Genomic DNA, 24,766 nt, shown 5'->3' on the forward strand with positions numbered 1-24,766 from the left:
GAACCCGCCACTGTCATTCCTGCGTTCTATACTGCCGGTACGACCACGGCAGGGAATGGCACATGGGATCGGCAATTCGCAACACCCGTAGCGCGCGCAGCCGCTGGATGCGCGCGTTTTTTATTGGCCTGATCGCAGCGGCGTCGCTCGCCGGTTGCAAGCGCAACGAATCCGGGCAGCTGCCCGAGGCCAGTGGCGAGCCGATCAAGGCGCAGGCCGCGAAAGTCGAGGGCTTCGCGCTCGTGGGGGTCTATCCGGACCAGCACGATGGCGACCTCGCCATCGCGCTCGAGTTCAGCCAGCCCCTGGTCAGTTCCCAGGACTTCGACACGCTGCTGGTGGTCAAGGATGCCAATGGCGCGGTGGTGAAGGGCAGCTGGGTGCTCGACGACAAGGGCATGATCCTGCGCTTCCCGTCGGTCGAAGCGGCGAAGGATTACGAGGTCACGCTGAAGGCTGGCATGTCCGCTGCCGACGGCACGCGCCTGGGCAAGGACGACACCCGCAAGGTGCATACCGGCGAACTCGACCCGGCGGTCGGCTTTGCGTCGCAGGGCAGCGTGCTGCCGGCGCGCGAGAGCCGCGGACTGCCCGTAGTGTCGATCAACGTGCCGGAAGTGGACGTGGAATTCCTGCGCGTCACCGAAAAGCAGCTGCCGAAGTTCTTCGCCGAATACCAGCGCGGCGGCCGCCGCGGCAGCTGGGACCTGGACAGCGAGTACGGCGACAGCACGCCGTTGGGCAAGCTGGCCGAACCCGTGTACCTCAACCGCTTCGTACTGGGTGGCAAGCCGAACGAGCGCGTGCTGACCTACCTGCCGATCCAGGATATCCGCGAGCTTCAGGATCCCGGCCTCTATTTCGCGGTGATGAAACGTACCGGCAAGTTCGCCGGCGAATTCGAGACCGCATTCTTCACCGTCAGCGACATCGGCCTCCACACGCGCGCGTACAAGGACAAGCTGTTCGTCCATACCGCCTCGCTGCAGGACGGCTCGGCGACCGGCAGCGTGGAACTGAAAGTGCTGGACGCGCGCGGCGAAGCGATCCTGGCCGGCGAGACCGACGGCAACGGCAATGCGCTGCTGAACTACACGCTTGACGCCGGCCACGTGCTGGTGGCAACGCGCGGCAAGGACGTATCGATGCTGCCGTTCAACCAGCCGGCGCTCGATCTGTCCGAGTTCGCCGTCGCCGGTCGCGAGCAGGCCTGGTTCGACGTGTTCGCGTGGTCGGGACGCGATCTGTACCGTCCCGGCGAGACCGTGCGCATCTCCGCCCTGCTGCGCGACAACGACGGCAAGCCCGTGCCGGCACCCAAGCAGGGGGGCGGACAGCCCGTCTTCCTGCGCTTCAAGCAGCCCGACGGCAAGGTCTTCCGCGAAACGCGCCTGCAACCGGGCGCGCAGGGCTATTTCAGCTTCGAGCAGGCGATCCCGGTGGAAGCGCCGACGGGTCGCTGGCAGGTGGAGTTCCGCACCGATCCGGCCAGCAAGGAGGCGGTGCAGGGCATGACGCTGCGCATCGAGGAGTTCCTGCCCGAGCGCATGAAGCTGGACCTGGACGCGGCGCCGGTGCTGAAGCCGGGCCAGCCGCTGAAGCTCAAGGCGACAGCGGCCTACCTGTATGGCGCGCCGGCCGGCGGCAACCGCTTTACCGCGAAGCTGGCGGTGGCGGTGGAACAGCATCCGCTGGAGCAGCTGCCGGGCTATTTCTTCGGTGACCCGACGATGGAACTGCCGAAGGAGGCCAAGGATGTCATCGACACCACGCTCGGCGAGACCGGGGTGCTGGAAGAGGACATCGCGTTGCCGGCGGAAGCCAAGCCGCGCAGCACCATCGCCGCGCTGGTGTCCGGCAGCGTGTACGAGACCGGCGGAAGGACGGTGAACCGCACGCTCAAGCGCGTGTTGTGGCCTGCCGACGCACTGGTCGGCATCCGCCCGCTGTTCGACGACAAGGACGGCGCGGACGCGAACGGCAACGCGGGCTTCGAACTGGTGCGCGTGGATGCGGCCGGCAAGCCGCGACCCGGCAGGGGCCTGAAGGCGACGCTGGTGCGCGAGCTGCGCGACTACCACTGGAACTACGACGAAGACGGCGGCTGGGACTACGACTTCACCCGTCGCTTCGAGAACAAGGACACGCGCGCGCTGGACGTTGGCACGGGAGCGTCGAAGATCGATTTCCCGGTGGAGTGGGGCGAGTACCGGCTGGATGTGTTCGACCCGGCGACCGGCCTGACCACGCGTTACCCGTTCCGTGCCGGCTGGAGCTGGGACGACCAGAACCGCGGCCTCGATGCGCGCCCCGACAAGGTCAAGCTGGCGCTGGACAAGACCGGCTACAAGGCCGGCGACACCTTGAAGGTCACCGTCACGCCGCCGCACGCCGGCAAGGGCCTGCTGATGGTTGAGAGCGACCGCATGCTGTACGTGCAGGCGATCGACGCCAAGCCGGGCAGCACGTTCTCGATTCCCGTGACCAAGGAATGGGAACGCCACGATGTCTACGTCACCGCGCTGGTGTTCCGTGGCGGCTCGGCGCCCAGCAAGATCACGCCGGCGCGTGCGGTCGGCGTGGCGCATGTGCCGATGGATCGCCGCGACCGCCGCGTGGCGGTGGGCCTGTCCGTGCCCAAGCAGATGCGTCCCGAGCAGAACCTGCCGGTCACCGTCAGCGTGCCGGAACTCGCAGGCCAGACCGCCCATGTCACCGTCTCTGCGGTGGACGTGGGCATCCTCAACATCACCCGCTTCCCCGTGCCGGACGCCAACGCGCAGTTCTTCGCGCAGCGCCGGCTGGGGGTGGATGCGTACGACATCTACGGACGCGTGATCGAGAGCTTCGAAGGCGGCAGCGCGAAGATGCGCTTCGGCGGCGACATGGCGCTGTCGGCGTTGCCCCAGGCCAAGCGGCCGACCGCGCGCGTGCAGACGGTGGACCTGTTCTCCGGGCCGGTGAAGCTGAACGGCAAGGGCAACGCACGCGTAGCGCTGAAGGTGCCCGATTTCAACGGCACGCTGCGCGTGTCGGCTCTGGTCTATTCGGACACGCGGTACGGCAACCGCGACCGCGAGACGGTCGTGCGCGCGCCCATCGTCGCCGAAGCCAGCCTGCCGCGGGTGCTGGCGCCTGGCGACAGGAGCACGGTGACGCTGGACGTGCAGAACTTCACCGGCAAGGCCGGCGCGTTCAAGGTGCTGGTGAATGGCGAGGGACCGCTCACCATCGGTGACGGCAGCAAGGCCGCCGACCTGGCGATCGACGCCAAACGCACGCTGACGTTCCCGATCACGGCGGGCGAGGGCTATACCACCGCGCAGGTACGCGTGCGCGTCGAAGGCAACGGCTTCAAGGTCGATCGTCGCTACGACGTGCCGGTGCGCGCGGGCTGGCCGGCGGTGCTGCGCTCGCGCACGCAGGTGCTGGACAGCCTGGTGCCGGTGGACATGGGCGCGGGCTTCGCCGACGGACTGATGCCGGGTTCGGTGACCGCGCGCATGACCGTCTCCGCGCTGCCACCGATTCCGTTTGCCAGTGCGCTGAAAGGCGCGCTGGAGTATCCGTACGGTTGCGCGGAGCAGACCACCAGCAAGGGCTATGCGGCGCTGGAACTGGACGACGCCACCGCCAAGCTGCTGGGCATCGATGGACTGGAGGCGAAGAAGCGCCGCGAGCGCATGGAAGGCGCGTTCGGTCGGCTGGCATCAATGCAGGTGGCAAACGGCCATTTCTCCATGTGGGGCGACGACGACTATGTCAATCCGGGCCTGACGCCGTACATCGCCGAGTTCCTGCTGGACGCGCGCGAGGGTGGATTCGCCGTGCCGGACACCGTGCTGCAGAAGGCGCTCACCCGCCTCAACGAAGACCTGCTGGCCGGTGGCGCGCAGTTCTACGGTTACGACCGGCGCGACCACCTCAAGTTCGCCAACCAGGCCTATGCCGGCTACGTGCTCGCACGCGTCAACCGCGCACCGCTGGGCACGCTGCGCGCGCTGTACGACAACGAGCGCGGCAAGACGCTCACCGGCCTGCCGCTGGTGCACCTGGGCATCGCGTTGACGTTGCAGGGCGACAAGGCGCGTGGCGCGAAGGCGATCGCCGAAGGCTTCGCCAAGACCGGCGACCGGCCGGAGTACCTGGGCGACTACGGCACGAAGCTGCGCGATGATGCGTTGATGATCGCGCTGGTGCACGAGCGCAAGCTCGCCAAGCCGGAGTACGACCGCCGGGCGATCTCGCTGGGCCGTGAACTGGATGCGCGCCGCAACAGTGGCTGGATGTGGCTGAGCACGCAGGAGCAGGTGGCGCTGGCAAGGTTGGGCAAGGCGCTGATGGTGGACCAGAAGAAGCTGGTCTCCGGCCAGTGGAGCATCGGTGGGGACGCCGAGGTGATCGCGCCGGTACGCCTGTTCGGCCGCAGCGTCGACTACGCGACGCTGGCACGTGGCGTGCGTTTCGCCCCGGAAGGCTCGCCGCCGCTGTACGCCTCGCTGGACGTGGCAGGCATTCCGCGCAATGCGCCGGCACCCGATGATCGCCAGATCGGCATCGAGCGCCGTTATTACACGACGGATGGGCAGGAGTGGAAGGGCGGGTCACTGAAGGAAGGCGAAGCGCTGATCGTGCGCGTCGGCATCACCGCCAACGTCGCCATGCCGGATGCACTGTTCACCGACCTGTTGCCGGCAGGCCTGGAGATCGAAAACTTCAACCTGGGCGACGCCAAGCAATGGGCCGAGGTGGTCGTGGACGGCATCGCGATCAGCGATCGCGGCAGCGCCGCCGACGTCAAGCACGAGGAGTTCCGGGATGACCGCTACGTGGCGGCGCTGAAGCTGGAGCGCCGCGATACCGCCAAGCTCTTCTACCTGGTCCGCGCGGTGACGCCGGGCACGTACACCGTCCCCCCGTCGCTGGTGGAAGACATGTACCGTCCGGACATCCGCGGTGTCGGCAGGGCTTCGCCGGCGACGATCACGGTGGTGCAGCCGTGAGGCATTTCTTCTCCACACATGCGGGGAGAAGGCTCCGCACACCTGTTCGCCGTGGGAGCGATGTAAGTCGCGACAGATGACCGAAGGAGCCTATTCGCGACTGACGTCGCTCCCACGGTCATACACGGCGCTACGAGCCTCCATGCGAAAGCGGCGTTTTCCCAGGCTCTTGAGCTGTCTGCGCTGGGCGACTGTCGCCGGGCTCGTGGGACTGCTGCTTCTCGACCTCGCATTCCCGCCACCGCTCCCGAAGACCCGCGACACCAGCACCCTGGTCGTCGCGCGTGACGGCACACCACTGCGTGCCTTCGCCGACCGCGAGGGTGTCTGGCGCTATCCCGCGACGCCCGAGACGGTATCGCCGCTCTACCTGCAGGCCCTGCTGAACTACGAAGACCGCTGGTTCTGGCGACATCCCGGCGTTAACCCGTGGGCGCTGGTGCGCGCCGCCGGGCAGTTCGTCCGCCATGGGCGCGTCGTGTCCGGTGGATCGACGCTGACCATGCAGGTGGCGCGCATGCTGGACCGGCACTCGCGCACACCCTGGGGCAAGGCCAAGCAAATGCTGCGCGCCGTGCAGCTGGAAGCCCATCTCTCCAAGCGCGAGATCCTCACGCTCTATCTGGAGCGTGCGCCGTTCGGTGGCACCATCGAGGGCGTGGACGCGGCCAGCTGGGCTTACCTCGGCAAGCCGGCCGCGCGCCTGTCGCATGCCGAAGCCGCGCTACTCGCCGTGCTCCCCCAGTCGCCGAGCCGCTTGCGCCCGGACCGCCATCCCGACGCCGCGCGCATCGCGCGCGACAAAGTGCTGCAGCGGATGGTCGATCTCGGCGTCTGGTCGAAGGCCGATGTCGACGATGCCCGCATCGAGCCCGTCGTCGCCCGCAGCCTGCAGGCCCCGTTGAGCGCTGCGTTGCTGGCCGAGCGCCTGCGTCGGCAGCAACCGCGCGCATCGCGCATCGTCTCCACGCTCGACGCCAGCCTGCAACGGACCCTGGAAGAACGCGTCCACAGCTACTTCTCCACCTTGCCGGCGCGCACGTCGGCCGCCCTGCTGGTGGTCGACAACGCGACGATGCAGGCCCGTGCCTACGTGGGATCGGTCGCCTTCGGCGATCGCGAACGGCTGGGACACGTGGACATGGTGCAGGCCTGGCGCTCTCCCGGTTCCACCCTCAAGCCGTTCCTGTACGGGCTGGCGCTGGACGATGGGCTGATCCATTCCGAGAGCCTGCTGGTCGATGCGCCGCAGTCCTTCGGCGGATATCGGCCCGGCAACTTCGACGCCGCCTTCAACGGCCCCGTCAGCGCGGCCGATGCGCTGCGCCTGTCGCTCAACGTGCCGGCGGTGGACCTGCTGGATCGCGTGGGTCCGGCGCGCTTCTCCGCGCGGCTGGCGAACAACGGTCTGGTGCTGCGCTATCCGCGCGGTGCGCAGCCCAACCTGTCGCTGATCCTCGGTGGCACGGGGGCGCGTCTGGAAGACCTGGTGGGCGCGTACGCCGGACTGAACCGGGGCGGGCTGTCCGGCCGCGTGCGTTACACGGACGAGGATCCCGCCTCCGATCGACGCCTGCTGTCGCCCGGGGCGGCATGGATCATCCGCGAAGTGCTGGAGGCGCATCCGCGCCCGGGGTACGGCAGCGGGCTACTCGATACCGGCAACAGGCCGCGCGTGGCGTGGAAGACCGGCACCAGCTACGGCTTCCGCGACGCATGGGCATTGGGAAGCACGCGCCGCTATACCGTCGGCGTGTGGGTGGGCCGACCCGACGGCACCCCGCTACCCGGCCAGTACGGCGCGGTGACGGCCTTGCCATTGATGTTCGAAGTGATCGACAGCCTGCCGCGTGCGCCGGGGGATGCCGGGCCGACGCCGCCCCCGGCCGGCGTGATCGAACAGGCGATCTGCTGGCCCTTGGGAACGCTGGCGGACACGGAGTCGACGCCGCTGTGCCACCGCAAGCGCGATGCTTGGACACTGGGCGGCAACGTGCCGCCCACCTTGCCCGAGCGCGACGCGCGGCTGTGGAATGCCGGACGCGAACGGTTCGAGGTGGACGCGCGCACCGGCTTGCGGCTGTCCGGTGAGTGCGCCCGCTCGCATGAGACAAGGCCCGCGGAGATCGCGCGCTGGCCCGCGCTGGCATCGCCGTGGCTGCCGGCCCGCGAGCGCGACGCCGCGCGCCTGCCGAGGCTGTCGCCCGACTGCCAGCCCGACGGCCGCGACGCGGGCGAGGAACTGCGCATCGACGGGCTCAACGACCTCGCCACCCTTGCGCGTGCGCCAGGCAGCCCGCATGGCGTGCGCCTGCAACTGCGCGCGCTCGGTACCGATACCCGTGTGCAGTGGCTGCTCGACGGCCGCTGGATGGCCGAAACGCACGGCGCGCAGGCATTCCAGCAGGACTTCGGCGAACCTGGCCAGCACCAGCTCACCGCGCTGGCCGACAGCGGTGCGTGGGCGAGGGTGCGGTTCAACGTGTTGCAGTGATCTCAGCGGTAATGCGCGATGAATTCACCGAGTGAGGCGGCATTCGGTACCAGCAGATTCATCACGGCGCCTGCAACGAGGAGGGACAGCATCGCCGCTGCGAAGGGCTTTCCGGTATGCCGCAGCGTGGTGGAGAGCCAGTGATCGTCGGTGCCCGGGTGTTTCAGGCGACGGTAGAGGCCAGCCGACAGCACGGCATCCAGTGCAAGCTCGGCCATCAACACCGGTGCAATCCAGATCACCCAGCCTATCGCAAGCAGGGCGCCTCCCAGCACCACCATCACCACGACGACAGGCAGCGCCTCGTCGGCATCAAGGCTGTTGTCGAGGGAGGGAAGTTCTACGGACGTCGGGACGGTATCAATGGAAGCCAGCGAGGGTGGCGAGGCCGGTGCGTCGAACGATGCGCTGGCGCCCCCACCGCCGGAATGGCCACCTCCACCCTGCCACTCGTGCTTCCCGCCGGATGGCGACGGTGATGCGCCGTCGCCGGAGGGAAGGTTGCCGAGGTCCCATTCACGGTGACGACGCCACGACCAGATGAGCGCCAAAAATACGCCGTACGCGACCAGCACGCAGACCGGATAACGCAGCCACAGCGCATCCATGCCGACCGCGGAAAACACGACGGATGCAAGGAACCCGCTGGCAGCCGTCAGCAGCACCAGCAGGCTCATCTGCAGACGCGGCACGCTGACCTGTGCCGCGATCAATCCCCTCAAGGCAGCGTCCGAGGCGCCACGGCGACCCATGCGTCAGCCGATCTGTTCCAGCACATGCTCGGCGCCGGAGACCTTGTATTCGCCCGGTGCCTCGACGAACACGTTCTTCACCACCCCGTCCTCGGCGTACAGCGCGAAACGCTTGGCGCGGATGCCCATGCCGTACGCGCTGGCATCCATCTCGAGGCCGAGGGCCTTGGCCAGGTCGGCGTTGCCGTCCGCCAGCATCTGCAGCCCGTCCGGCACGTGCTGGGTCTTGCCCCATGCCTGCATGACGAAGGGGTCGTTGACGGATACGCAGAACACCTCGATGCCGCGGCTGCGGAAGTCGTCGAAGTGCTGCACGTAACTGGGCAGGTGCTTCTCCGAACAGGTCGGCGTGAACGCGCCCGGCACGGCGAACAACACAGCCTTGCGGCCTTCGAACAGCGCGGCGGTATCGACCGTCTCGACGCCTTCGCGGATGCGCTTGAGGGTGACTTCGGGGATGCGCTGGCCTACCTGGATGCTCATGGGATTGCCTTGTCTGGACGGAAACTGAATCCAGTGTAGCGTGCCCGCGTGGTCGGATCGTCACGGGCTTGAAAGCAGCGGGCGCGCGCCTATTTCCCCGGCATCGGCGCCGCCGTGATGGCGCCCTTTTCGAGGAGACATCGACATGAGCATCGTGCAGTACAACCCCTGGGGCAACGCCCGCGGCCTGCAGGACGAGATCAAGCAGGTCTTCGACCGCTTCCTGGGCGAAGCTGACGCCGACCAGTCCAACGTCGTGACGAGCCAGTGGGCGCCGCGCGTGGACATCCGCGAGGATGCCGACCGGTTCGTGATCCTGGCCGACATTCCGGGCGTGGATCCGCAGGACATCGAGATCCACATGGACAAGGGCATCCTGACCCTGCGCGGCGAACGCGCGTCCGAGAAGAAGGACGAGGGAAGCCGCTATTCGCGCATGGAGCGCGTGCACGGCACCTTCTACCGCCGCTTCTCGCTGCCGGACAGCGCCAACCCCGACGGCATTACCGCCACCGGCCGGCACGGGGTGCTGCAGATCGACATTCCGAAGAAGCCGGAGACCACGCCGCGCCGCATCCAGGTGCAGTGATCCGCCGGGTCTCTGCCGCACCCCGGCAGGGCCACGGGCGTAGCGATAGAATCGGCCCGTGGCGCCCGCGTCGCGGGCCGTTCTTTTTCCGATGCCGTGCGGTCGCGCGGCATCCGTCTGCGGAGATTCCATGCAGTTCAAGGACTATTACGCGGTACTGGGCGTGGAACCCAGCGCCGGCGACGCGGAGATCAAGACCGCGTACCGCCGCCTCGCCCGCAAGTACCATCCGGACGTCAGCAAGGAGCCTGGCGCCGAGGACCAGTTCAAGGCCGTCAACGAGGCCTACGAGGCGTTGCGCGACCCGCAGAAGCGCGCGGCCTACGACCAGTTGCGGGCGCGCGGCTACCGGCCCGGCGAAGAGTTCCGTCCGCCACCGGACTTCGGGCGTGGTGGGGCGGGATCGCAGGAGTTCGACTACGAGGAGATCTTCGGCGGTGCCGGCGGCGGAAGCGGGGGGTTCAGCGATTTCTTCGAAGGCCTGTTCGGCCGCCGTGCCCGCGCCGAACAGGGTGCGCCGCGTGGGCCGCAGCCGTCGCGCGATTCGCGCGCCAAGCTGGCCGTGCCGCTGCAGGCGGTCCATGACGGCGGCAGCGTGCGCGTGAACGTCAACAACAAGCAGTTGGACGTGAAGGTACCCAAGGGCGTCAAGCCGGGCCAGGTGATCCGGCTGGGCGGGCAGGGCAGCCAGGGCGGCAACCTGTTGCTGGAAGTCGAATACGCACCGCATCCGCAGTTCGACGTGGACGGCCGCAACATCATCCATGTGCTGGCGTTGACGCCGTGGCAGGCGGCACTGGGCGCGACCGTCAGCGTGCCGACGCTGGGGGGCGAGGTCGAACTGAAGATTCCGCAGGATTCGGACACGGGCCGCAAACTGCGCCTGCGCGGCCGCGGCCTGCCCGGCACGCCGCCCGGGGACCAGATCGTCGAGCTGGAAGTCACCGCGCCGCGTGCGGAGACGGACGAGCAGCGCAAGGCCTACAGCAAGCTGGCCAAAGCATTCGGAAACGCGTGAGGCAGCGCATGCCCTCGTTGTAGGTGCGGGCCATGCCCGCGATGCTTTTCATGAATCCGGTTCGCGAGCATTGCGGGCATGGCCCGCTCCTACAGAGTTCGGGGGATTGCGACATCGCCCGCCGTCACGCGTGCCGGAGCATGGCGAAAATTTCGCCATCCATCTTGACAGGCCCGTCGTGCAAGGCCGTCGCGCGGTTATCCACAGTTTCGTGCACGCGTCATCCACACCCGCTGTGGAGAACCCCGCGACCGGCGATGGACGTTCCCGGCCCTGAAAGCATCACGCCACCCGAAGGTGGCGTGATGGAACGCGTCGGGATGCGTCGAGTGCTTACTTGACGGGCTTGCCCGCCGGTGCGCTGGACGGCGCGGTCAGGCCGCGCTTCTCCAGCAGCGGCTCGATCTTCGGATCGTGGCCGGCGAAGTCGCGGAACAGCTTCATCGCATCCTGGCTGCCGCCCTGCGACAGCAGGGTCTTGCGGAAGTGGTCGCCGTTCTCGCGCTTCAGGCCGCCGTTGTTCTTGAACCATTCCACGCTGTTGGCGTCCAGCACTTCCGACCAGATGTAGGCGTAGTAGCCGGCCGAATAGCCGCCCATGATGTGGCTGAAGTACGGCGTCTTGTAGCGCGGCGGCACCGGCTTGTAGTTGATGCCGTCCGCGGCCAGCGCATCGGCTTCGAACTTCATCACGCCAGCCGCATCCGGTACCTGGTCGGCGGTGATCTGGTGCCAGCGCTGGTCGAGCATCGCGGCGCCCAGATACTCGGTCGTCGCGAAGCCCTGGTTGAATTTGGACGCTGCGATCACTTTGTCCAGCAGCGCCTGCGGCATCGTTTCGCCGGTCTTGTGGTGCTTGGCGTAGTTCGCCAGGATCGAAGGCCAGTCGGCCCACATCTCGTTGACCTGCGACGGGTACTCGACGAAATCGCGCGGCACGCTGGTGCCGCTGAAGTACGGGTACTTCACGTCGGAGAACATGCCGTGCAGCGCATGGCCGAACTCGTGGAACGTGGTGGTCACTTCATCCCACGTCATCAGCGTGGGTTCGCCGGCCGGTGGCTTGGGCACGTTGAGGTGGTTGGCGACCACCGGCTGGTCGCCGGTCAGGCCGGACTGCGACACGTACGAGTTCATCCATGCGCCGCCGCGCTTGGAGTCGCGCGCATACGGGTCGAAGATGAAGATCGCCAGCTGCGACCCGTCGGCGTTGAACACGTCGTAGGTCCACGTGTCGGCGTGGTACTTCGGCAGGTCGGTGCGTTCCTTGAACGTCAGGCCGTACAGCTGGGTGGCGGCGAAGAACACGCCGTTCTCCAGCACGTTCTTCATCTCGAAGTACGGCTTGAGCTGCGATTCGTCGAAGTTGTACTTCGCGGCGCGCACCTTCTCGGTGTAGAACGCCCAGTCCCACGGCTCGAGCTTGAACGTCGGTTCGCCCTTGGCCTTCTGCTCTTGGTCGATCATCGCCTGCAGGTCGGCGGCTTCGCGCTTGGCGTTGGCCACCGCGGCCGGCGCCAGCTTGCCCAGCATCGCGTTGACGGCTTCGGGCGTGCGTGCGGTCTGGTCTTCCAGGCCGTAAGCGGCGTGGTTCGGGTAGCCCAACAGCTTCGCGCGGTCGGCGCGCAGCTTCATGATGCGCGAGACCAGCGCGGTGGTGTCGAATTCGCCGCCGCGGCTACCGCGCGCGACCGAAGCTTCGTGCAGGCGCTGGCGCAGGGCCCGATTGGTCAGCTGCGACTCCGGCGGCTGGCCCGTGGTATTGAGCAGGGTCAGCACGTACTTGCCTTCCAGGCCGCGCTTCTTGGCCACGTCGGCTGCGGTGGCGATCTGGCCTTCGGTCAGGCCGTCGAGCTGCTTCACGTCGTCGACCACGACCGCCGACGCGTTCACTTCCTTCAGCACGTTGTCGCTGAAGGTGGTGCCCAGCGAGGCCAGTTCGCCGTTCATCTTCTTGAGCGTCGCCTTGTCGGCGTCGTTGAGATTGGCGCCCGACCGCACGAAGCTGGTGTGGTAACGCTCGATGAGGCGAACGCCTTCCGCATCCAGCCCCAGTTCGTTGCGCTTGTCGAACAGCGCCTTGATGCGCGCGAACAGCTTCGGGTTCAGGCTGATGGCATCGCCGTGGGCGGCGAACCTGGCGGAATAGTCGGCACGCAACTTGTTGCGCGCGTCATTGGTGTCGGTGCCCACGAGGTTGAAGAACACCGTGGTGGCGCGGTCCAGCACCTGTCCGCTCTTTTCCATCGCGATGATGGTGTTCTCGAACGTGGGCGCGGCCGGGTTGTTGGTGATGGCATCCATTTCCTTCAACTGCTCGGCCATGCCGGCGTCGAAGGCGGGAGCGAAGTCGCTGTCCTTGATCTTGTCGAACTGCGGGTAGTGCAGCGGCAGCGGGCTTTCCGCGAAAAAGGGGTTGGCGGCCTGGGCGGCCTGGGTGGCCGGCGTTGCTGCCTGGCTGTAGGCGGGCATGGCGAGTCCGAGGGTCGCGGCGAGCGCGAGGGCGAGGCGGGTGGTCATGAAGCGCGACGTCCTTACAAAGGTGGATTCCCAAGGGTAACCCAGCGAAATGGGCCGGACCCATGACGAAAGGCATGGGCCGCCGGCCCGGCGTGCCTTCACGCTGCGGCAGAATGCGCCGAGCGCCCCCGACGGAGAGTCCTGTGAAGCCTGTCCTTGCCTTCTGCTGTGCATTGTTGCTGGCGCCGTCGGCGCTGGCTGCCGAGACGCTGAAGTACGTCGCCCTGGTCGATGGCGGAAAGAAGGCCGGCGAGCAGACGGTCACGGTGGGCGACGATGGCGTGACGCGCGTCGACTTCATCTTCAAGGACAACGGGCGCGGTCCGGAACTGAAGGAGGAATTCCGCCTGCGCGATGACGGCACCTTCGATCGCTACCAGGTCAAGGGCGCGTCCACGTTCGGCGCGCCGGTGGACGAAACGTTCACTCGCACGGGCGACACCGGTACCTGGAAAAGCACGTCGGACAGCGGCACCCATGCCTACACCGGCACCGCGCTGTATACGCCGCTGGGCGGCACGCCTGCGGCCACGTCGGTCGCGCTGGCCGCACTGGCCAAGCGTCCCGACGGGAAGCTGCCGCTGGTGCCCAGCGGTACGCTGACGCAGCGCAAGGTTGCCTCGATGCAGATCGCCAGCGGCGGGAAGACCCAGACGGTCGACCTGGTGGCGCTGACCGGCATCGGGTTCACGCCGAGTTTCGTGTGGGTGACGCGCGACGCCGTGCCGCGCATGTTCGCCTACATCTATCCCGGGTTCCTGCAGTTGATCGAGGACGGTTGGCAGGGCAGCGCCAACGCACTGGAAGCGCGACAGAAGGTCGCCGAGCGTGAAGCGCTGGTAGCGCTGCAGCAACGCCTGGCGCATCCGTTGCCGGGCACCACGCTGATCCGCAACGCGCGCGTGTTCGACAGCGAGAATGCGGTCCTTGGCGCCGCCGCGGACGTCGTCGTGCGGGATGGCAAGATCCTATCGGTGTCGCCGGTCGGGCAATCGAGGGTCGCGGCCGACATCGTGATCGACGCCGGCAATCGCGTGCTGCTGCCCGGCCTCTACGACATGCACGTGCATGCGGGCAGCTGGGAAGGCGGACTGCATCTTGCGGCCGGCGTGACCAGCACGCGCGACATGGGCAACGACAACGCGACGCTGCAGCAGCTGATGGCGGAAGTGAAGGCCGGCACGCTGATGCATCCGCGGGTGATTCCCGCGGGTTACATCGAGGGTCAGAGTCCGCATTCGTCACAGGGCGGATTCGTGGTGAAGGACCTGGCCGGCGCGAAGCAGGCCATCGACTGGTACGCCGACCACCATTATCCGCAGATCAAGATCTACAACTCGTTCCCGAAGGAGATTCTGCGCGACACGACGGCCTACGCCCACCAGCGCGGCTTGCGGGTCAGCGGGCACGTACCGGCCTTCCTGCGCGCGCAGGACGTGGTGGAGCAGGGCTACGACGAGATCCAGCACATCAACCAGGTGATGCTGAACTTCTTCGTCACGCCGGAAACCGACACGCGCACGCTGGCGCGCTTCTACCTGGTCGCCGACAGGACCGATGGCTTGGACTTCGACAGCAAGCCGGTGCAGGACTTCATCGCGGAGCTGGCCAAGAAGCAGATCGTCATCGACCCGACGCTGGCGACGTTCGAGTTCATCCACCAGCGCGAAGGACAGCTGTCGCCGATCGTCGCCGACGTGGCCGACCACCTGCCGCCGGACGTGCAGCGCAGCCGGCGTGCGGCCGAGATGGACATCAAGGACGATGAAACCGGCGCGCGCTACAAGCGCAGCTTCGACAAGCTGGTCGATTTCACCGGTCGCATGTACCGCGCGGGTGTCCCGCTGGTCGCCGGGACCGACGAACTGCCGGGCTTCACCCTGCAGCGCGAACTCGAACTCTATGTGCAGGCCGGACTGAGCCCGTCGCAGGCCCTGCAGGTAGCGACCTGGAACGGTGCGAAGTACAGCCGCACGCTGGACGATGCCGGCTCCATCACGCCGGGCAAGCGCGCGGACCTGGTGCTGGTGGATGGGGACCCCACCGCCAACATCGCGGACATCCGCAAGCTGGCGCTGGTCATCAAGGATGGCCGGGCGTATTACCCGGCGGAGATCCACGAAGCGCTGGGGATCACGCCGTTCGCGCCAGCCATCAAGGTACAGCCGGCTCGGTAAGCCGAAATGACGTTGTGGGAGCGATGTCAGTCGCGATCAGACTGCCGCTGCGTTTCATTCGCGACTGACGTCCCTCCCACAACAGCAGTCAATCACACCAGGATTTCGCAGCGCCGCCAGATCCACGAGAGGATGCACAGGCCGACATGGCTGGCGGGGTTGGGGTCGTGCATGGCGGTGTCGTGGGTCCGTATCGACACGGTAGCCGAATCGGGACCCCGTTCCCGTGGGGCGGCATGCTCCCCGGCGGCTTGCCCGGCGGACGCGCCGGGTGTCTGATAGCGCCTTTCCCGGAGCCAATCACCCCATGACCACCGCCTACGATTTCTCCGCCCAGGACCTCGACGGTCGCGAACGCTCGCTGTCCGAATACCAGGGCAAGGCCCTGCTGATCGTCAACGTGGCCTCCAAGTGCGGCTTCACGCCGCAGTACACCGGCCTGGAAGCCCTGTGGCGCGAGTTCGGTCCGCAGGGTCTGGTCGTGCTGGGATTCCCGTGCGACCAGTTCGGCCACCAGGAGCCGGGCGACGAGGCCGAGATCCGGAATTTCTGCTCGCTGAACTACGACGTGACCTTTCCGATGTTCGCCAAGATCGACGTCAATGGCGACGGTGCGCATCCGCTCTGGAAATGGCTGAAGAAAGAGAAGGGTGGCCTGCTGGGCATCAGCGCGATCAAGTGGAACTTCAGCAAGTTCCTGGTCGGGCGCGACGGACGGGTCATCAAGCGCTATGCGCCTACCGATACGCCGGAATCGCTGGCGGGCGACATCCGCGCCGCACTGGGTTGAGCGCGACGGCATGAGCGGTGTGCACGCCCCGTCGTTCCATATCGCGTTCGGTACCACCGACTACGGACTGCGCGCGTGGGTGACCGGTACGAACGGCACGCTGGAAACGACGCTGGCGTACTGGCAGGCCATCGCGGAGGAAGTGCGTCGGCTCACGCCGCCGTCTCTGCTGGTGGTGGACGACATGGAAGGCTTGCCGCCTCCGCCCGCGCAGTTGCTGCAGTTCGTGCAGGCCATGCAGGGGCAGGGGATGGAGGCCGTCCGCATCGCGTACGTGGAGAAGCACGCCGAACAGCTGCCCGAGGTGGAGTTCGCCGGCCTGCTGGCCAACGAGAACGGCTTCGATGCGCGTGTCTTCGCGGACGAAGCCGCGGCGATCCGCTGGCTGCGTTACGGCGAACGCTGAGCGTCCAGGCGTGCAGGGCCGGCGTCCGTGAGCATGCGCCGGGCGAGGGGAGACCACACCTTCCACGCATGGCCGCCCTCTGCCACGACCACGTGGTCCGCCGGCAACAGTCCGGCCAGCGGCGGCATGGCGTCGGCCAGCCGGTCCTCCGCGCCATAGCCCAGCCAGACGGAGCGCGTACGTGCCGGATCGGCTTGCCAGCCCTGCAGGTGGCGCCACAGTTCGCGCTGGTAGTTGCTCGCATCCACCTCGGCCGGTACGGGCCCCGCGTCCCACTGCCGCAGGCCCCGCGTGCGGATGTCCTTCACCAGCGAGCGGTCGCCCAGATAGGGCGCCAGCAGCACCAGGCCATCGGCGTCGCCGGGATAGGCGCGGTCGTACATGAGCGTACCCATGCCTCCCATGGAGGCGCCGATCAGCCAGACCTCGCGATAACCGCGGGCACGGGCGGGCACGATCACTTCATCGTGCAGCCGCTGCGGCGCGCGTCCCTGCATGTAATAGGCGAAGCCAAGCCCGGTGAGCACGACATCCGCATCGGGCCACGCTGACTGGATGGCCGGCGCGATGCCGCTTTCGCGGAGCGCCTGCACGTCGTCGCCGCGTCCGGGCAGCACCACCACCAGGCGCGTGGGTGGTGACGCCGCCGGCACCAGCGCCTGCGGCACGGGCGCCCGGGCATCGATCGCCGGCAGGCAGCCCGCGAGCGCCAGCGCCATCACGATCACGACCCACCGTTTCCCCGTGCCTACCATACCGTGCTCCCCGCGTGCGATGCGCGGAGACTAGCATCGGCCAGGCGACGCGCGCGTGCACGCGGGGCTGGACGCAGCGCCATGTCCCGACCGCGACGGGCTTGGCGTTCTATGCGTCATGCGGGAAACAAGTTTCCGGGAGATGACGGTGGTCAAGAAGGCGTGGGCGTTCGCGCTGCTGGCGTGTGCCGGCATCTGTGCGGACGCATCGTTCGCGGCACCGGTGCCGCTGGCCGTGGTGGGCGACTCGGACAGTCACGCTTACCACGACCGCACGCAGTTCACGGGCGAAGACGGCGCGCGCGGTGGCGTCTTCCACGACACGACATGGCAATGGACCGAGTGGCTGCATCGCCTGCGCGGCGGCGAAGTCGACCAGGGGCACTGGGGCCGTTCCGGCAGCCGACGGATCGTTGCGATGGTGGAGGAGGCGCTGGGCCTGCCGGCGCGGACGCCGGAGAAGGAGGACTTCGGCTACAACTTCGCCGTGTCCGGCGCGGTCTGCAACGACCTGATGAACGTACAGCGCCAGGTGCCGCACCTCGTGCAGCAGATGGACGAAGTACCCGCCGCGTGGCGGGGAGGCATCGTCGTCGTCCGCATCGGAGTGAACAGCTTCGGCCAGCGTGAGCACCTCGAGCGGCTGGCCGCCTCCGCCGACGATCCTGCCGTGGCAGCGGAGATCGACGGATGCATCGACGATGTACGCGCGGCGGTGTCGTACCTCCATCGCCACCATCCCGATACGCGGGTGGTGCTGGTCGGCATCTTCGACAACGCCAACATCGGCGAGAACGTACGACGCTGGTCGTCAGCGCGCGAACAGGCCAACATCACCCGCGCACTGGATCGCTACGACGCCGCGCTGAAGGCCATGGCGGTGCGGGATCCCCGCATCGCTTTCTTCGACGACCGGGCCTGGTTCGCAGCGCTGTGGGGTGGCCGCGACGCGACGGCTCGCGCGGCATACAAGGCCGTCCGCATCGGCGAGGACCTGGTCGTCACCAACACGCAGGGCGATGCGCCCTGCCACGCGATCCTGTCGGACGGGCACGCCGGCACGGTCTGGAATGCCTTGTGGGCGAAAGCGCTTGTGCACGTGGTGAACCAGCGCTTCGGCGCCGGCATCACGCCCATCACGTCCCAGGAGTTGGCTTCACGCCTGGGCGGCGAAGCACTGCGCGGCAGCGAGACCTGCAGAGCGCAGTGAGTCGCCACCGGGTCGCGCTCACTTTTCGACGAAAGCGCGCTCGAACACGTACTGCCCCGGCGTGCCGATGCGTGGCGCGGCGGTGAACCCGCGGCCGTCGAGCAGGGCGCGGAAATCGGCCAGCATCTGCGGGCTGCCGCAGATCATCGCGCGGTCGTGTTCCGCATCCAGCGGCGCAATGCCCAGGCTGTCCATCATCGCGCCGCTGGCCATCAGGTCGGTCAGGCGCCCCTGGTGGACGAAGTCCTCGCGCGTCACCGCCGGGTAGTACAGCAGCTTCTCGCGGATGGTCTCGCCGAGGAACTCGTGCTGCGGCAGTTCCTTCTCGAAATAGTCGCGATAGGCGAGGTCCTCGGCATGGCGCACGCCATGTGTCAGGATGACCTTGTCGAAACGCTCGTAGGTGTCCGGGTCCTTGATCACCGACAGCCAGGGCGCCAGGCCGGTGCCGGTGCCCAGGAGATAGAGGTTGCGGCCGGGATGCAGGTCGCTGATCAGCAGCGTGCCGGTCGGCTTGCGCCCGATCAGCACGGTGTCGCCGGGCTTGATGTGCTGCAGGCGCGAGGTCAACGGGCCGTCCTGCACCTTGATGCTGAAGAACTCGAGCTGTTCTTCCCAGTTGGCGCTGGCGATCGAATAGGCGCGCAGCAGCGGCTTGCCGTCGACTTCCAGCCCGATCATGACGAACTGGCCGTTCTCGAAGCGGAAACCGTCGTCGCGGGTGGTGGTGAAGCTGAAGTAGGCGTCCGTCCAGTGACGGACGTCGAGCACCGTCTCGGTGCCGAACGCAGAGGACATGGGGGAAGTCAGGCGAGTGAAGCGACGCGCCATTGTAGCCGACCCGCATTCGACGGCCTTGATCCTGCTCAATCGCCCGCCGCCGGGGCGGGGGGCGGATCGCCGCGCCGGTGGAAGCAGAGTTGCTCGACGACGCGCCGCATCGGACGTGCCGCCAGCAGCAGGTTCACCGGAACATCGAACTGCGCGTGGTCGAAGGCCCATCGCAGGGCGCGCTTGAACGCGAACCCCGGGACCGGCGGCGGCGACGCCACATCCGGCCCGGCGCGTCCCGACAGGGAACGGGCCAGGCTGCGTCCCACCATCGCGCCGTGCGTCAGTCCGGCATGGATGCCGCCTGCGGTCAGCGGCGACACCATGCCGGCCGCATCGCCGATCAGCACGACGTCGTCGCGCTGCATGGGCCGGACCGGACCGCCGCAGGGAATCAGCCCCGCGCGGATGCTGTCGGGTCGTCGCGTGACGGACAGTCCGGTCATCGGCGCGACGTGCTGCAGGAAGCCCGCCATGTCCGGCACATGCGTGCCGCCGGAGCGGTATCGCCGGGCGAGACCGGCCTGCACGCCGGTCGGTGTCTGCGCTACCCAGCCCAGGTAGCCCGGCGCGAAGCGCTTGCTGATGAAGCAGTGCAGGGCATCGGGTTCGCGCAGGGCGAAGCCGTCGAACTCGTATTCCACGCCATGGAGATACTGGTCCACACGACCCAGCCCCAGCTTCTCCGCGACCCGCGAGCGTGCGCCGTCGGCGCCGACGAGCACGCGGGCCTCGCCGATGCCGTCCAGCCGCCATCCGGTTGTCGTACGGGTGGCGTCACGGAAGGCAAGGCCACGTTTCAGCTCGACGCCGCAGGCTTCGGCGCGCTGGCCCATCCAGCGCAGCAGCGCCGGTGTATCGGTGGTGTAGAAGCGATAGCCCTCCGCGCCGAGCCGCACGCTGCGCAGGTTGGGGGCGTACAGGCGCACGTGCGGCACGGCACGCACGAGTGCCGGCGGCAAGCCGGCCAGCAGCGGCGCATCGCAGGCTTCCTGTACCAGGATGCCGGTGGTGTGCATGCGTTCGCCGAGGTCCTGCTTGCGGTCGATCACGCAGACCCGCAGGCCATGCATGGCAAGTTCCCGTGCGCAGGCGAGGCCGGCGAAGCCGGCCCCCACGACGATCACGTCATAACGGCAATCCTGCATGATCTGGCACGCGCTCCATCACGGAAAGGCGTGCAGCGTGCAGGCCGTTCGCGGAGCGGCGATGAAGTCGCCATGAAGTCCGCGCCTCCGATCCGCACATGCGAAGAAGGCGCCCGTGGGCGCCTTCTTGGTGTCGCTTCAGCCGTGGCCACCGCCGCGGGGGCCGCGCTGGCCGCCACCGCCGGGCCTTCCACCGCCTCCACCCGGTCGACCGCCAGGACCACGGCCGCCTGCAGGACGACCGCCCGGCCCTGGCCGCGGACCGGCCTGCTGCGGGCGATTGCCGCCGCCAGGCCGTCCCTGCGGACGCGGGCCGCGCGGCTGCTGGCCGTACGGATTGAAACCGGGGTTGGCATGGTCGGAGGGAAAGCTCGGCGCGCTGGCCGGGTGGCCGTACGGACGCGCCGCACGCTGAGGCTTGCCGGCGCCCTGGCCGCCACGCGGTCCACGTTCGGCGCCGAATCCGGGGCCGCGTTCGTTGCCGAAGCGGTCGCCGCCGAAGCCGCCCTGGCCGCCGCCCGGGCCACGCTTGCCTGCGCCGCCACCGGGCTTGCCACCGGCACCGAGACGTCCGCCCGGCTTGCCGCCGTAGGGCTTCTTCGGGCCGCCGGGACCGGCGTTGCGATGCCCGGCAGGACCGGTGTCCACGCCGTCCGGCACGTACCAGCTGCGGAAGGCGGCCGGATTGCCATCGGGCAACGGCTTCGGGCCCTTGGGCGTGCGCTGCTTGAACGGGCGCTGCGACTGCTTGGCCGCCTGTTCGCCGCTGACGGTCAGGCCGCCGTGCGGCTTCTTGCCGCGACCGCCACGACCGCGGTCTTCGCGCACGTGGTCGAAGCGGCGCAGCTCGCGGCCTTCGTCGGCGCTGTTGTGGCCGTTGACGTAGGCGCTGCCGCTGCGGCCGCCGCCGACGTGCACGGTCGACTTGGCGGCCTTGCGCTGGCCGATCACCGGCTGCAGCGTCAGGGCGGCGGGGGTGCCGACATCCAGGCCCAGGTCCTTGCGCAGCGCTTCGACCTGCGCGTCCGGCAGTTCCTGCGTCTGGCCGCGCAGCAGCGGCTGCGGCAGGCTGACCTTGCCGTAGCGCACGCGCTTCAGGCGGCTGACCTGGCAGCCCTGGGATTCCCACAGGCGACGCACTTCGCGGTTGCGGCCTTCCTTGACCACCACGCGGAACCAGTCGTGCGAGTCGGTGCCGCCGATGCGCTCGATCTCGTCGAACTTGGCCGGGCCGTCGTCCAGCGCCACGCCGCGGCGCAGGCGGTCGACGATGTTGTCCGGCACGCTTTCCTGGCCTTCCGGCGCACGCACGCGCACGACGTACTCGCGCTCGACCTCGTAGGACGGGTGCATCATCGCGTTGGCGAGTTCGCCATCGGTGGTCAGCACCAGCAGGCCGGTGGTGTTGATGTCCAGGCGGCCGATGGCGATCCAGCGCGCGCCCTTCAGTGCGGGCAGCGCTTCGAAGATCGTCGGGCGGCCTTCGGGGTCTTCACGTGTGGTGACTTCGCCTTCCGGCTTGTTGTAGATCAGCACGCGCGAGGGTTCGGTCAGCGCGCTGGCGACGAACGTCTTGCCGTCCAGCTCGACGCGGTCGCCGCCCTTGACCGACATGCCGGTCTGCGCGGTTTCGCCATTGACCTTGACCAGGCCGTCGGCGATGCGCTGTTCGAGCGCGCGGCGCGAGCCCAGGCCGGCCTGGGCCAGCACCTTGTGCAGGCGTTCCTCCAGGCGGGTGGTTTCCGGCGTCTCGGCGCCTTCGCCGCGCTTCAGCGACAGCTTGCCCAGGGGGGCTTTCTTCGGGGGGGTGTTGCTCATTGTTTCTGCTCCGACGGTGCCTGGTCTTCCTGCTCGGAAGCAGCGGCGTCGTCATCTTCGGGTTGAGGTGCTTCGTCGTCCCCGGCGTCGTCGCCGGTTTCATCCGAGTGGGTGTCTTCGTCGGCATCGACAGATGCCGGGATGTCCTGCTGTTCATCGTCCTTGTCGCCGTGGTCGCCCACGTCTGCGTCCGCGTCCTGCGGGCTTTCAAGCCCGGCGTCGTCGACGGCATCGCCGCTGGCGATGCTGACCGGCAGCGGCGCGCCATCCAGCGGCAGCTGCGGTTCCAGTTCGCCGATGTCCTTCAGCTCGGACAGCGGCGGCAGTTCGTCCAGCCGCTTCAGGCCGAAATAGTCCAGGAAAACCTTGGTCGTGCCGAACAGCGCCGGCTTGCCGGGCACGTCGCGGTGGCCGACGACGCGGATCCACTCGCGCTCTTCCAGCGCCTGGATGATGTTGCTGCTGACCGCCACGCCGCGAACCTGTTCGATCTCGCCGCGGGTGATCGGCTGGCGGTACGCGATCAGGGCCAGGGTCTCCAGCGTGGCGCGCGTGTACTTGGTTTTGCGCTCGGTCCACAGGCGCGCGACCCACGGATGCACGTCGGCCTTGACCTGGTAGCGGTAGCCCGAGGCGACCTCCACCAGTTCGACGCCGCGGTCGGCGCAGCCGGCGGCCAGATCCTCGAGGGCCTGCTCGACGCTGCTTTCCGGCGCCGGCTCGTCCTCGGGGAACAGGCCATGCAGCTGCGCCAGCGTCAGGGGCTGGGTGGCCGCCAGCAGGGTGGCTTCCACGATGCGGTTGATGAGCGATTGATCCATGCGGTCCTGTCGTTCGGAAGTGCGGCGGGGCGTTCGTGGCCCCGGCCGGGTTCACTGGCTGTCGTTGGCGGCGTCGCTGTCGTCGAATTCGCTGGAGAACTGCAGCGGTTCGTTGGTGTTGTTCAGTGCCAGCGACTTGATGTAGATCGGGGCGAGCGGAGCTTCCTGCACGATGTCGAGCAGCTGCTCCTTGGCCAGTTCCAGCATGGCCAAGAAGGTCACCAGCACGCCCAGCTTGCCTTCCTCGGGCGTGAACATGCTTTCGAAGCGATGGAACTTGCCGTCCTCCAGCCGCGTCAGCACGTCGCCCATGCGCTGGCGCACGCTGAGCGCCTCGCGCTTGATCGCGTGGCCGGTGAACAGCTCGGCGCGCTTGAGCACGTCGTGCAGCGCCAGCAGCATTTCCTTCAGTTCCACCGGCGGCGGCAGCTTGACCGCGGCGCGATCCGGCACGTCGGCGTGCACCGGCGTGGTGTCGCGGTCCTGGCGGGGCAGGGCGTCCAGGTCCTCGGCGGCCTGCTTGAAACGCTCGTATTCCTGCAGGCGGCGGACCAGTTCGGCGCGCGGGTCGCCTTCCTCGCCTTCCTCGCTGACCGGCCGCGGCAACAGCATGCGCGACTTGATCTCGGCCAGGATGGCGGCCATCAGCAGGTACTCGGCGGCGAGTTCGAACCGCAGTTCCTGCATCACGTTGATGTAGTCCACGTACTGCCGGGTGATCTCGGCGACGGGGATGTCAAGGATGTCCAGGTTCTGCCGCCGGATCAGGTACAGCAACAGGTCCAGCGGACCTTCGAACGCATCCAGGATGACTTCCAGCGCATCCGGCGGGATGTACAGGTCCTGGGGAATCTGCAGAACAGGCTGGCCATGCACCACCGCCAGCGGCATTTCCTGCTGCTGGGGGCGCGTGGTCGGGGGTTGTGGGTTCGCGTCGGACGCGAGTTCTGGGCTCATCAAGGAACAGCCATCGTGCGGGTCACCCTGCGGGCCTGCCCGAGGCAGGACGGCGCGGCACCGGCAATGCACCAACCATCATCTACGCGTCGCAGGGCGAACGCTTCCCTTACAGCAACCGGCAAAGCACACCGCAGGAATGCGGGGAGCGAACAGCGAGGTCGTCGGGCGCGGGCGGAGGGGGGCAGCGAATCGAACGTCCAGGAGGTCCCTCGACAGGGCAGGGAGGCCGGCGTGGCCGGGTTTTCCCCTGGACGGGCCGCTGCTTCCGGCCGTGCAATGGATGACAGGGTAAGCGTTGGCCCTGACCGTGTCCAGCACCCGCCGCGCGGGTCGCACGTACAATTCAGTCTTCGCCCTGGGAGTGAACACCATGTGGTATGCCATTGAAGGCCATGACGGGACCGATGTCCTTCCGTTGCGCTTGGCCTCGCGACCGGCGCACCTGGCGCGCCTGACCGCCCTGCGCGACGAGGGGCGCCTGCTGCTCGCCGGTCCCTGCCCGGCGATCGATGCCGAGGATCCGGGTCCGGCCGGTTTCAGCGGCAGCATCGTCATCGCCGAATTCGATTCGCTGGAAGACGCGAAGGCCTGGGCCGATGCCGATCCCTACGTAGCCGCAGGCGTCTATGCCCGCGTCGATGTCCGGCCGTTCCGCAAGGTCCTGCCGTGAATCGGGTGGAGCGCATCCGGGCAGCTCTCGAATCCGCCCTGCGGCCGCTCGCGCTGGAGGTCGACGACGACAGCCACAAGCACGCTGGCCATGAGGGCGCCCGCGATGGGCGTGGGCATTTCACGGTGCGGATCACCAGCGAGGCCTTCGCCGGCAAGCTGCCGCTCGCCCGCCACCGGGCCGTCTACGCAGCCCTCGGCGACATGATGCAGACCGACATCCACGCCCTGGCCATCGAGGCCCGCACGCCCGACGAATCGCGCTGAGGGGCTGCCCGCATCTGGCAGCGCGACATGCAGGGTGCGGTGAAAACGTTTACAT

General features: G+C 68.0%; 19 protein-coding genes. 10 read left to right on the forward strand and 9 right to left on the reverse strand.

The window, feature by feature from the left end:
* The first annotated feature begins 107 nt into the window (after positions 1-107).
* A complete protein-coding gene (locus tag Q0907_RS08575; RefSeq protein ID WP_299343862.1) occupies positions 108-5,003 on the forward strand; it encodes an alpha-2-macroglobulin in 4,896 nt (1,631 codons plus the stop codon).
* 142 nt (positions 5,004-5,145) lie between these two features.
* Positions 5,146-7,497 carry a penicillin-binding protein 1C gene (gene pbpC, locus Q0907_RS08580; RefSeq protein WP_299343272.1) on the forward strand — a complete coding sequence of 784 codons (2,352 nt, stop codon included), beginning with the start codon at positions 5,146-5,148 and terminating at the stop codon, positions 7,495-7,497.
* 2 nt (positions 7,498-7,499) lie between these two features.
* On the opposite strand, the gene Q0907_RS08585 is transcribed toward pbpC, so the two are convergent.
* Together Q0907_RS08585 and Q0907_RS08590 are read right to left on the reverse strand one after the other, a co-directional pair.
* The gene (locus Q0907_RS08585) at positions 7,500-8,174 is read right to left on the reverse strand and encodes a hypothetical protein (protein WP_296281238.1); all 675 of its coding nucleotides are present in this window, start codon (positions 8,172-8,174) and stop codon (positions 7,500-7,502) included.
* A gap of 78 nt (positions 8,175-8,252) precedes the next feature.
* Entirely contained in the window at positions 8,253-8,732 is a 480-nt protein-coding gene (locus Q0907_RS08590; RefSeq protein WP_296281236.1) for a peroxiredoxin, read from the reverse strand.
* 145 nt (positions 8,733-8,877) lie between these two features.
* Between Q0907_RS08590 and Q0907_RS08595 the strand changes: the two genes are divergently transcribed.
* Positions 8,878-9,321: an Hsp20/alpha crystallin family protein gene (locus tag Q0907_RS08595; RefSeq protein WP_296281235.1), complete on the forward strand. Its 444-nt coding sequence runs from the start codon at positions 8,878-8,880 to the stop codon at positions 9,319-9,321.
* 130 nt (positions 9,322-9,451) lie between these two features.
* Positions 9,452-10,339 carry a DnaJ C-terminal domain-containing protein gene (locus Q0907_RS08600; protein WP_299343275.1) on the forward strand — a complete coding sequence of 296 codons (888 nt, stop codon included), beginning with the start codon at positions 9,452-9,454 and terminating at the stop codon, positions 10,337-10,339.
* 333 nt (positions 10,340-10,672) lie between these two features.
* On the opposite strand, the gene Q0907_RS08605 is transcribed toward Q0907_RS08600, so the two are convergent.
* Complete coding sequence (locus tag Q0907_RS08605; RefSeq protein ID WP_299343277.1) at positions 10,673-12,859, reverse strand: M3 family metallopeptidase; 2,187 nt, start codon at positions 12,857-12,859, stop codon at positions 10,673-10,675.
* Positions 12,860-13,002: 143 nt separating this feature from the next.
* Here Q0907_RS08605 and Q0907_RS08610 point away from each other — a divergent pair, with 143 nt between their 5' ends.
* The 3 genes from Q0907_RS08610 (at position 13,003) to Q0907_RS08620 (ending at position 16,232) form a co-directional block, all read left to right on the forward strand.
* Entirely contained in the window at positions 13,003-15,036 is a 2,034-nt protein-coding gene (locus Q0907_RS08610; RefSeq protein WP_299343278.1) for an amidohydrolase family protein, read from the forward strand.
* A 307-nt stretch (positions 15,037-15,343) separates the two neighbouring features.
* A complete protein-coding gene (locus Q0907_RS08615; protein WP_296281227.1) occupies positions 15,344-15,826 on the forward strand; it encodes a glutathione peroxidase in 483 nt (160 codons plus the stop codon).
* A 10-nt stretch (positions 15,827-15,836) separates the two neighbouring features.
* Positions 15,837-16,232, forward strand: coding sequence for a hypothetical protein (locus Q0907_RS08620; RefSeq protein ID WP_296281226.1), 396 nt, complete (start codon positions 15,837-15,839; stop codon positions 16,230-16,232).
* Here Q0907_RS08620 and Q0907_RS08625 read toward each other — a convergent pair.
* Entirely contained in the window at positions 16,217-16,987 is a 771-nt protein-coding gene (locus tag Q0907_RS08625; RefSeq protein ID WP_299343281.1) for an alpha/beta hydrolase, read from the reverse strand. The genes Q0907_RS08620 and Q0907_RS08625 overlap by 16 nt on opposite strands.
* A gap of 148 nt (positions 16,988-17,135) precedes the next feature.
* Here Q0907_RS08625 and Q0907_RS08630 point away from each other — a divergent pair, with 148 nt between their 5' ends.
* Positions 17,136-18,197 (forward strand): SGNH/GDSL hydrolase family protein, encoded by a 1,062-nt coding sequence (locus Q0907_RS08630; protein WP_299343283.1) that lies wholly within the window; start codon positions 17,136-17,138, stop codon positions 18,195-18,197.
* Positions 18,198-18,215: 18 nt separating this feature from the next.
* Here Q0907_RS08630 and Q0907_RS08635 read toward each other — a convergent pair whose 3' ends face one another.
* The 5 genes from Q0907_RS08635 to Q0907_RS08655 form a co-directional block, all read right to left on the reverse strand.
* Positions 18,216-18,995 carry a ferredoxin--NADP reductase gene (locus tag Q0907_RS08635; protein WP_299343285.1) on the reverse strand — a complete coding sequence of 260 codons (780 nt, stop codon included), beginning with the start codon at positions 18,993-18,995 and terminating at the stop codon, positions 18,216-18,218.
* 68 nt (positions 18,996-19,063) lie between these two features.
* A complete protein-coding gene (locus tag Q0907_RS08640; protein ID WP_299343287.1) occupies positions 19,064-20,176 on the reverse strand; it encodes an NAD(P)/FAD-dependent oxidoreductase in 1,113 nt (370 codons plus the stop codon).
* A gap of 138 nt (positions 20,177-20,314) precedes the next feature.
* Complete coding sequence (locus Q0907_RS08645; protein ID WP_299343289.1) at positions 20,315-21,994, reverse strand: pseudouridine synthase; 1,680 nt, start codon at positions 21,992-21,994, stop codon at positions 20,315-20,317.
* A complete protein-coding gene (gene scpB / locus Q0907_RS08650; protein ID WP_299343292.1) occupies positions 21,991-22,815 on the reverse strand; it encodes an SMC-Scp complex subunit ScpB in 825 nt (274 codons plus the stop codon). Before scpB ends, Q0907_RS08645 begins: the two co-directional genes overlap by 4 nt.
* 51 nt (positions 22,816-22,866) lie before the next feature.
* Positions 22,867-23,772: a ScpA family protein gene (locus tag Q0907_RS08655; RefSeq protein ID WP_296281214.1), complete on the reverse strand. Its 906-nt coding sequence runs from the start codon at positions 23,770-23,772 to the stop codon at positions 22,867-22,869.
* 373 nt (positions 23,773-24,145) lie between these two features.
* On the opposite strand from Q0907_RS08655, the gene Q0907_RS08660 reads away from it, so the two are divergent.
* Positions 24,146-24,445 carry a YciI family protein gene (locus Q0907_RS08660; protein WP_299343294.1) on the forward strand — a complete coding sequence of 100 codons (300 nt, stop codon included), beginning with the start codon at positions 24,146-24,148 and terminating at the stop codon, positions 24,443-24,445.
* The gene (locus Q0907_RS08665) at positions 24,442-24,711 is read left to right on the forward strand and encodes a BolA family protein (RefSeq protein ID WP_296281210.1); all 270 of its coding nucleotides are present in this window, start codon (positions 24,442-24,444) and stop codon (positions 24,709-24,711) included. The genes Q0907_RS08660 and Q0907_RS08665 overlap by 4 nt, the downstream gene beginning before the upstream one ends.
* Positions 24,712-24,766 lie beyond the last annotated feature (55 nt).

The sequence above is a fragment of the uncultured Pseudoxanthomonas sp. genome, from assembly GCF_947498795.1.
GTDB lineage: Bacteria > Pseudomonadota > Gammaproteobacteria > Xanthomonadales > Xanthomonadaceae > Pseudoxanthomonas_A.

Coding starts and splice junctions, on each gene's coding strand:
- Q0907_RS08575 (WP_299343862.1), top strand. CDS start 108: ATGCGCGCGTTTTTTATTGGCCTGATCGCAGCGGCGTCGCTCGCCGGT.
- pbpC (WP_299343272.1), top strand. CDS start 5,146: ATGCGAAAGCGGCGTTTTCCCAGGCTCTTGAGCTGTCTGCGCTGGGCG.
- Q0907_RS08585 (WP_296281238.1), bottom strand. CDS start 8,174: ATGAGCCTGCTGGTGCTGCTGACGGCTGCCAGCGGGTTCCTTGCATCC.
- Q0907_RS08590 (WP_296281236.1), bottom strand. CDS start 8,732: ATGAGCATCCAGGTAGGCCAGCGCATCCCCGAAGTCACCCTCAAGCGC.
- Q0907_RS08595 (WP_296281235.1), top strand. CDS start 8,878: ATGAGCATCGTGCAGTACAACCCCTGGGGCAACGCCCGCGGCCTGCAG.
- Q0907_RS08600 (WP_299343275.1), top strand. CDS start 9,452: ATGCAGTTCAAGGACTATTACGCGGTACTGGGCGTGGAACCCAGCGCC.
- Q0907_RS08605 (WP_299343277.1), bottom strand. CDS start 12,859: ATGACCACCCGCCTCGCCCTCGCGCTCGCCGCGACCCTCGGACTCGCC.
- Q0907_RS08615 (WP_296281227.1), top strand. CDS start 15,344: ATGACCACCGCCTACGATTTCTCCGCCCAGGACCTCGACGGTCGCGAA.
- Q0907_RS08620 (WP_296281226.1), top strand. CDS start 15,837: ATGAGCGGTGTGCACGCCCCGTCGTTCCATATCGCGTTCGGTACCACC.
- Q0907_RS08625 (WP_299343281.1), bottom strand. CDS start 16,987: ATGGTAGGCACGGGGAAACGGTGGGTCGTGATCGTGATGGCGCTGGCG.
- Q0907_RS08635 (WP_299343285.1), bottom strand. CDS start 18,995: ATGTCCTCTGCGTTCGGCACCGAGACGGTGCTCGACGTCCGTCACTGG.
- Q0907_RS08640 (WP_299343287.1), bottom strand. CDS start 20,176: ATGCAGGATTGCCGTTATGACGTGATCGTCGTGGGGGCCGGCTTCGCC.
- Q0907_RS08645 (WP_299343289.1), bottom strand. CDS start 21,994: ATGAGCAACACCCCCCCGAAGAAAGCCCCCCTGGGCAAGCTGTCGCTG.
- scpB (WP_299343292.1), bottom strand. CDS start 22,815: ATGGATCAATCGCTCATCAACCGCATCGTGGAAGCCACCCTGCTGGCG.
- Q0907_RS08655 (WP_296281214.1), bottom strand. CDS start 23,772: ATGAGCCCAGAACTCGCGTCCGACGCGAACCCACAACCCCCGACCACG.
- Q0907_RS08660 (WP_299343294.1), top strand. CDS start 24,146: ATGTGGTATGCCATTGAAGGCCATGACGGGACCGATGTCCTTCCGTTG.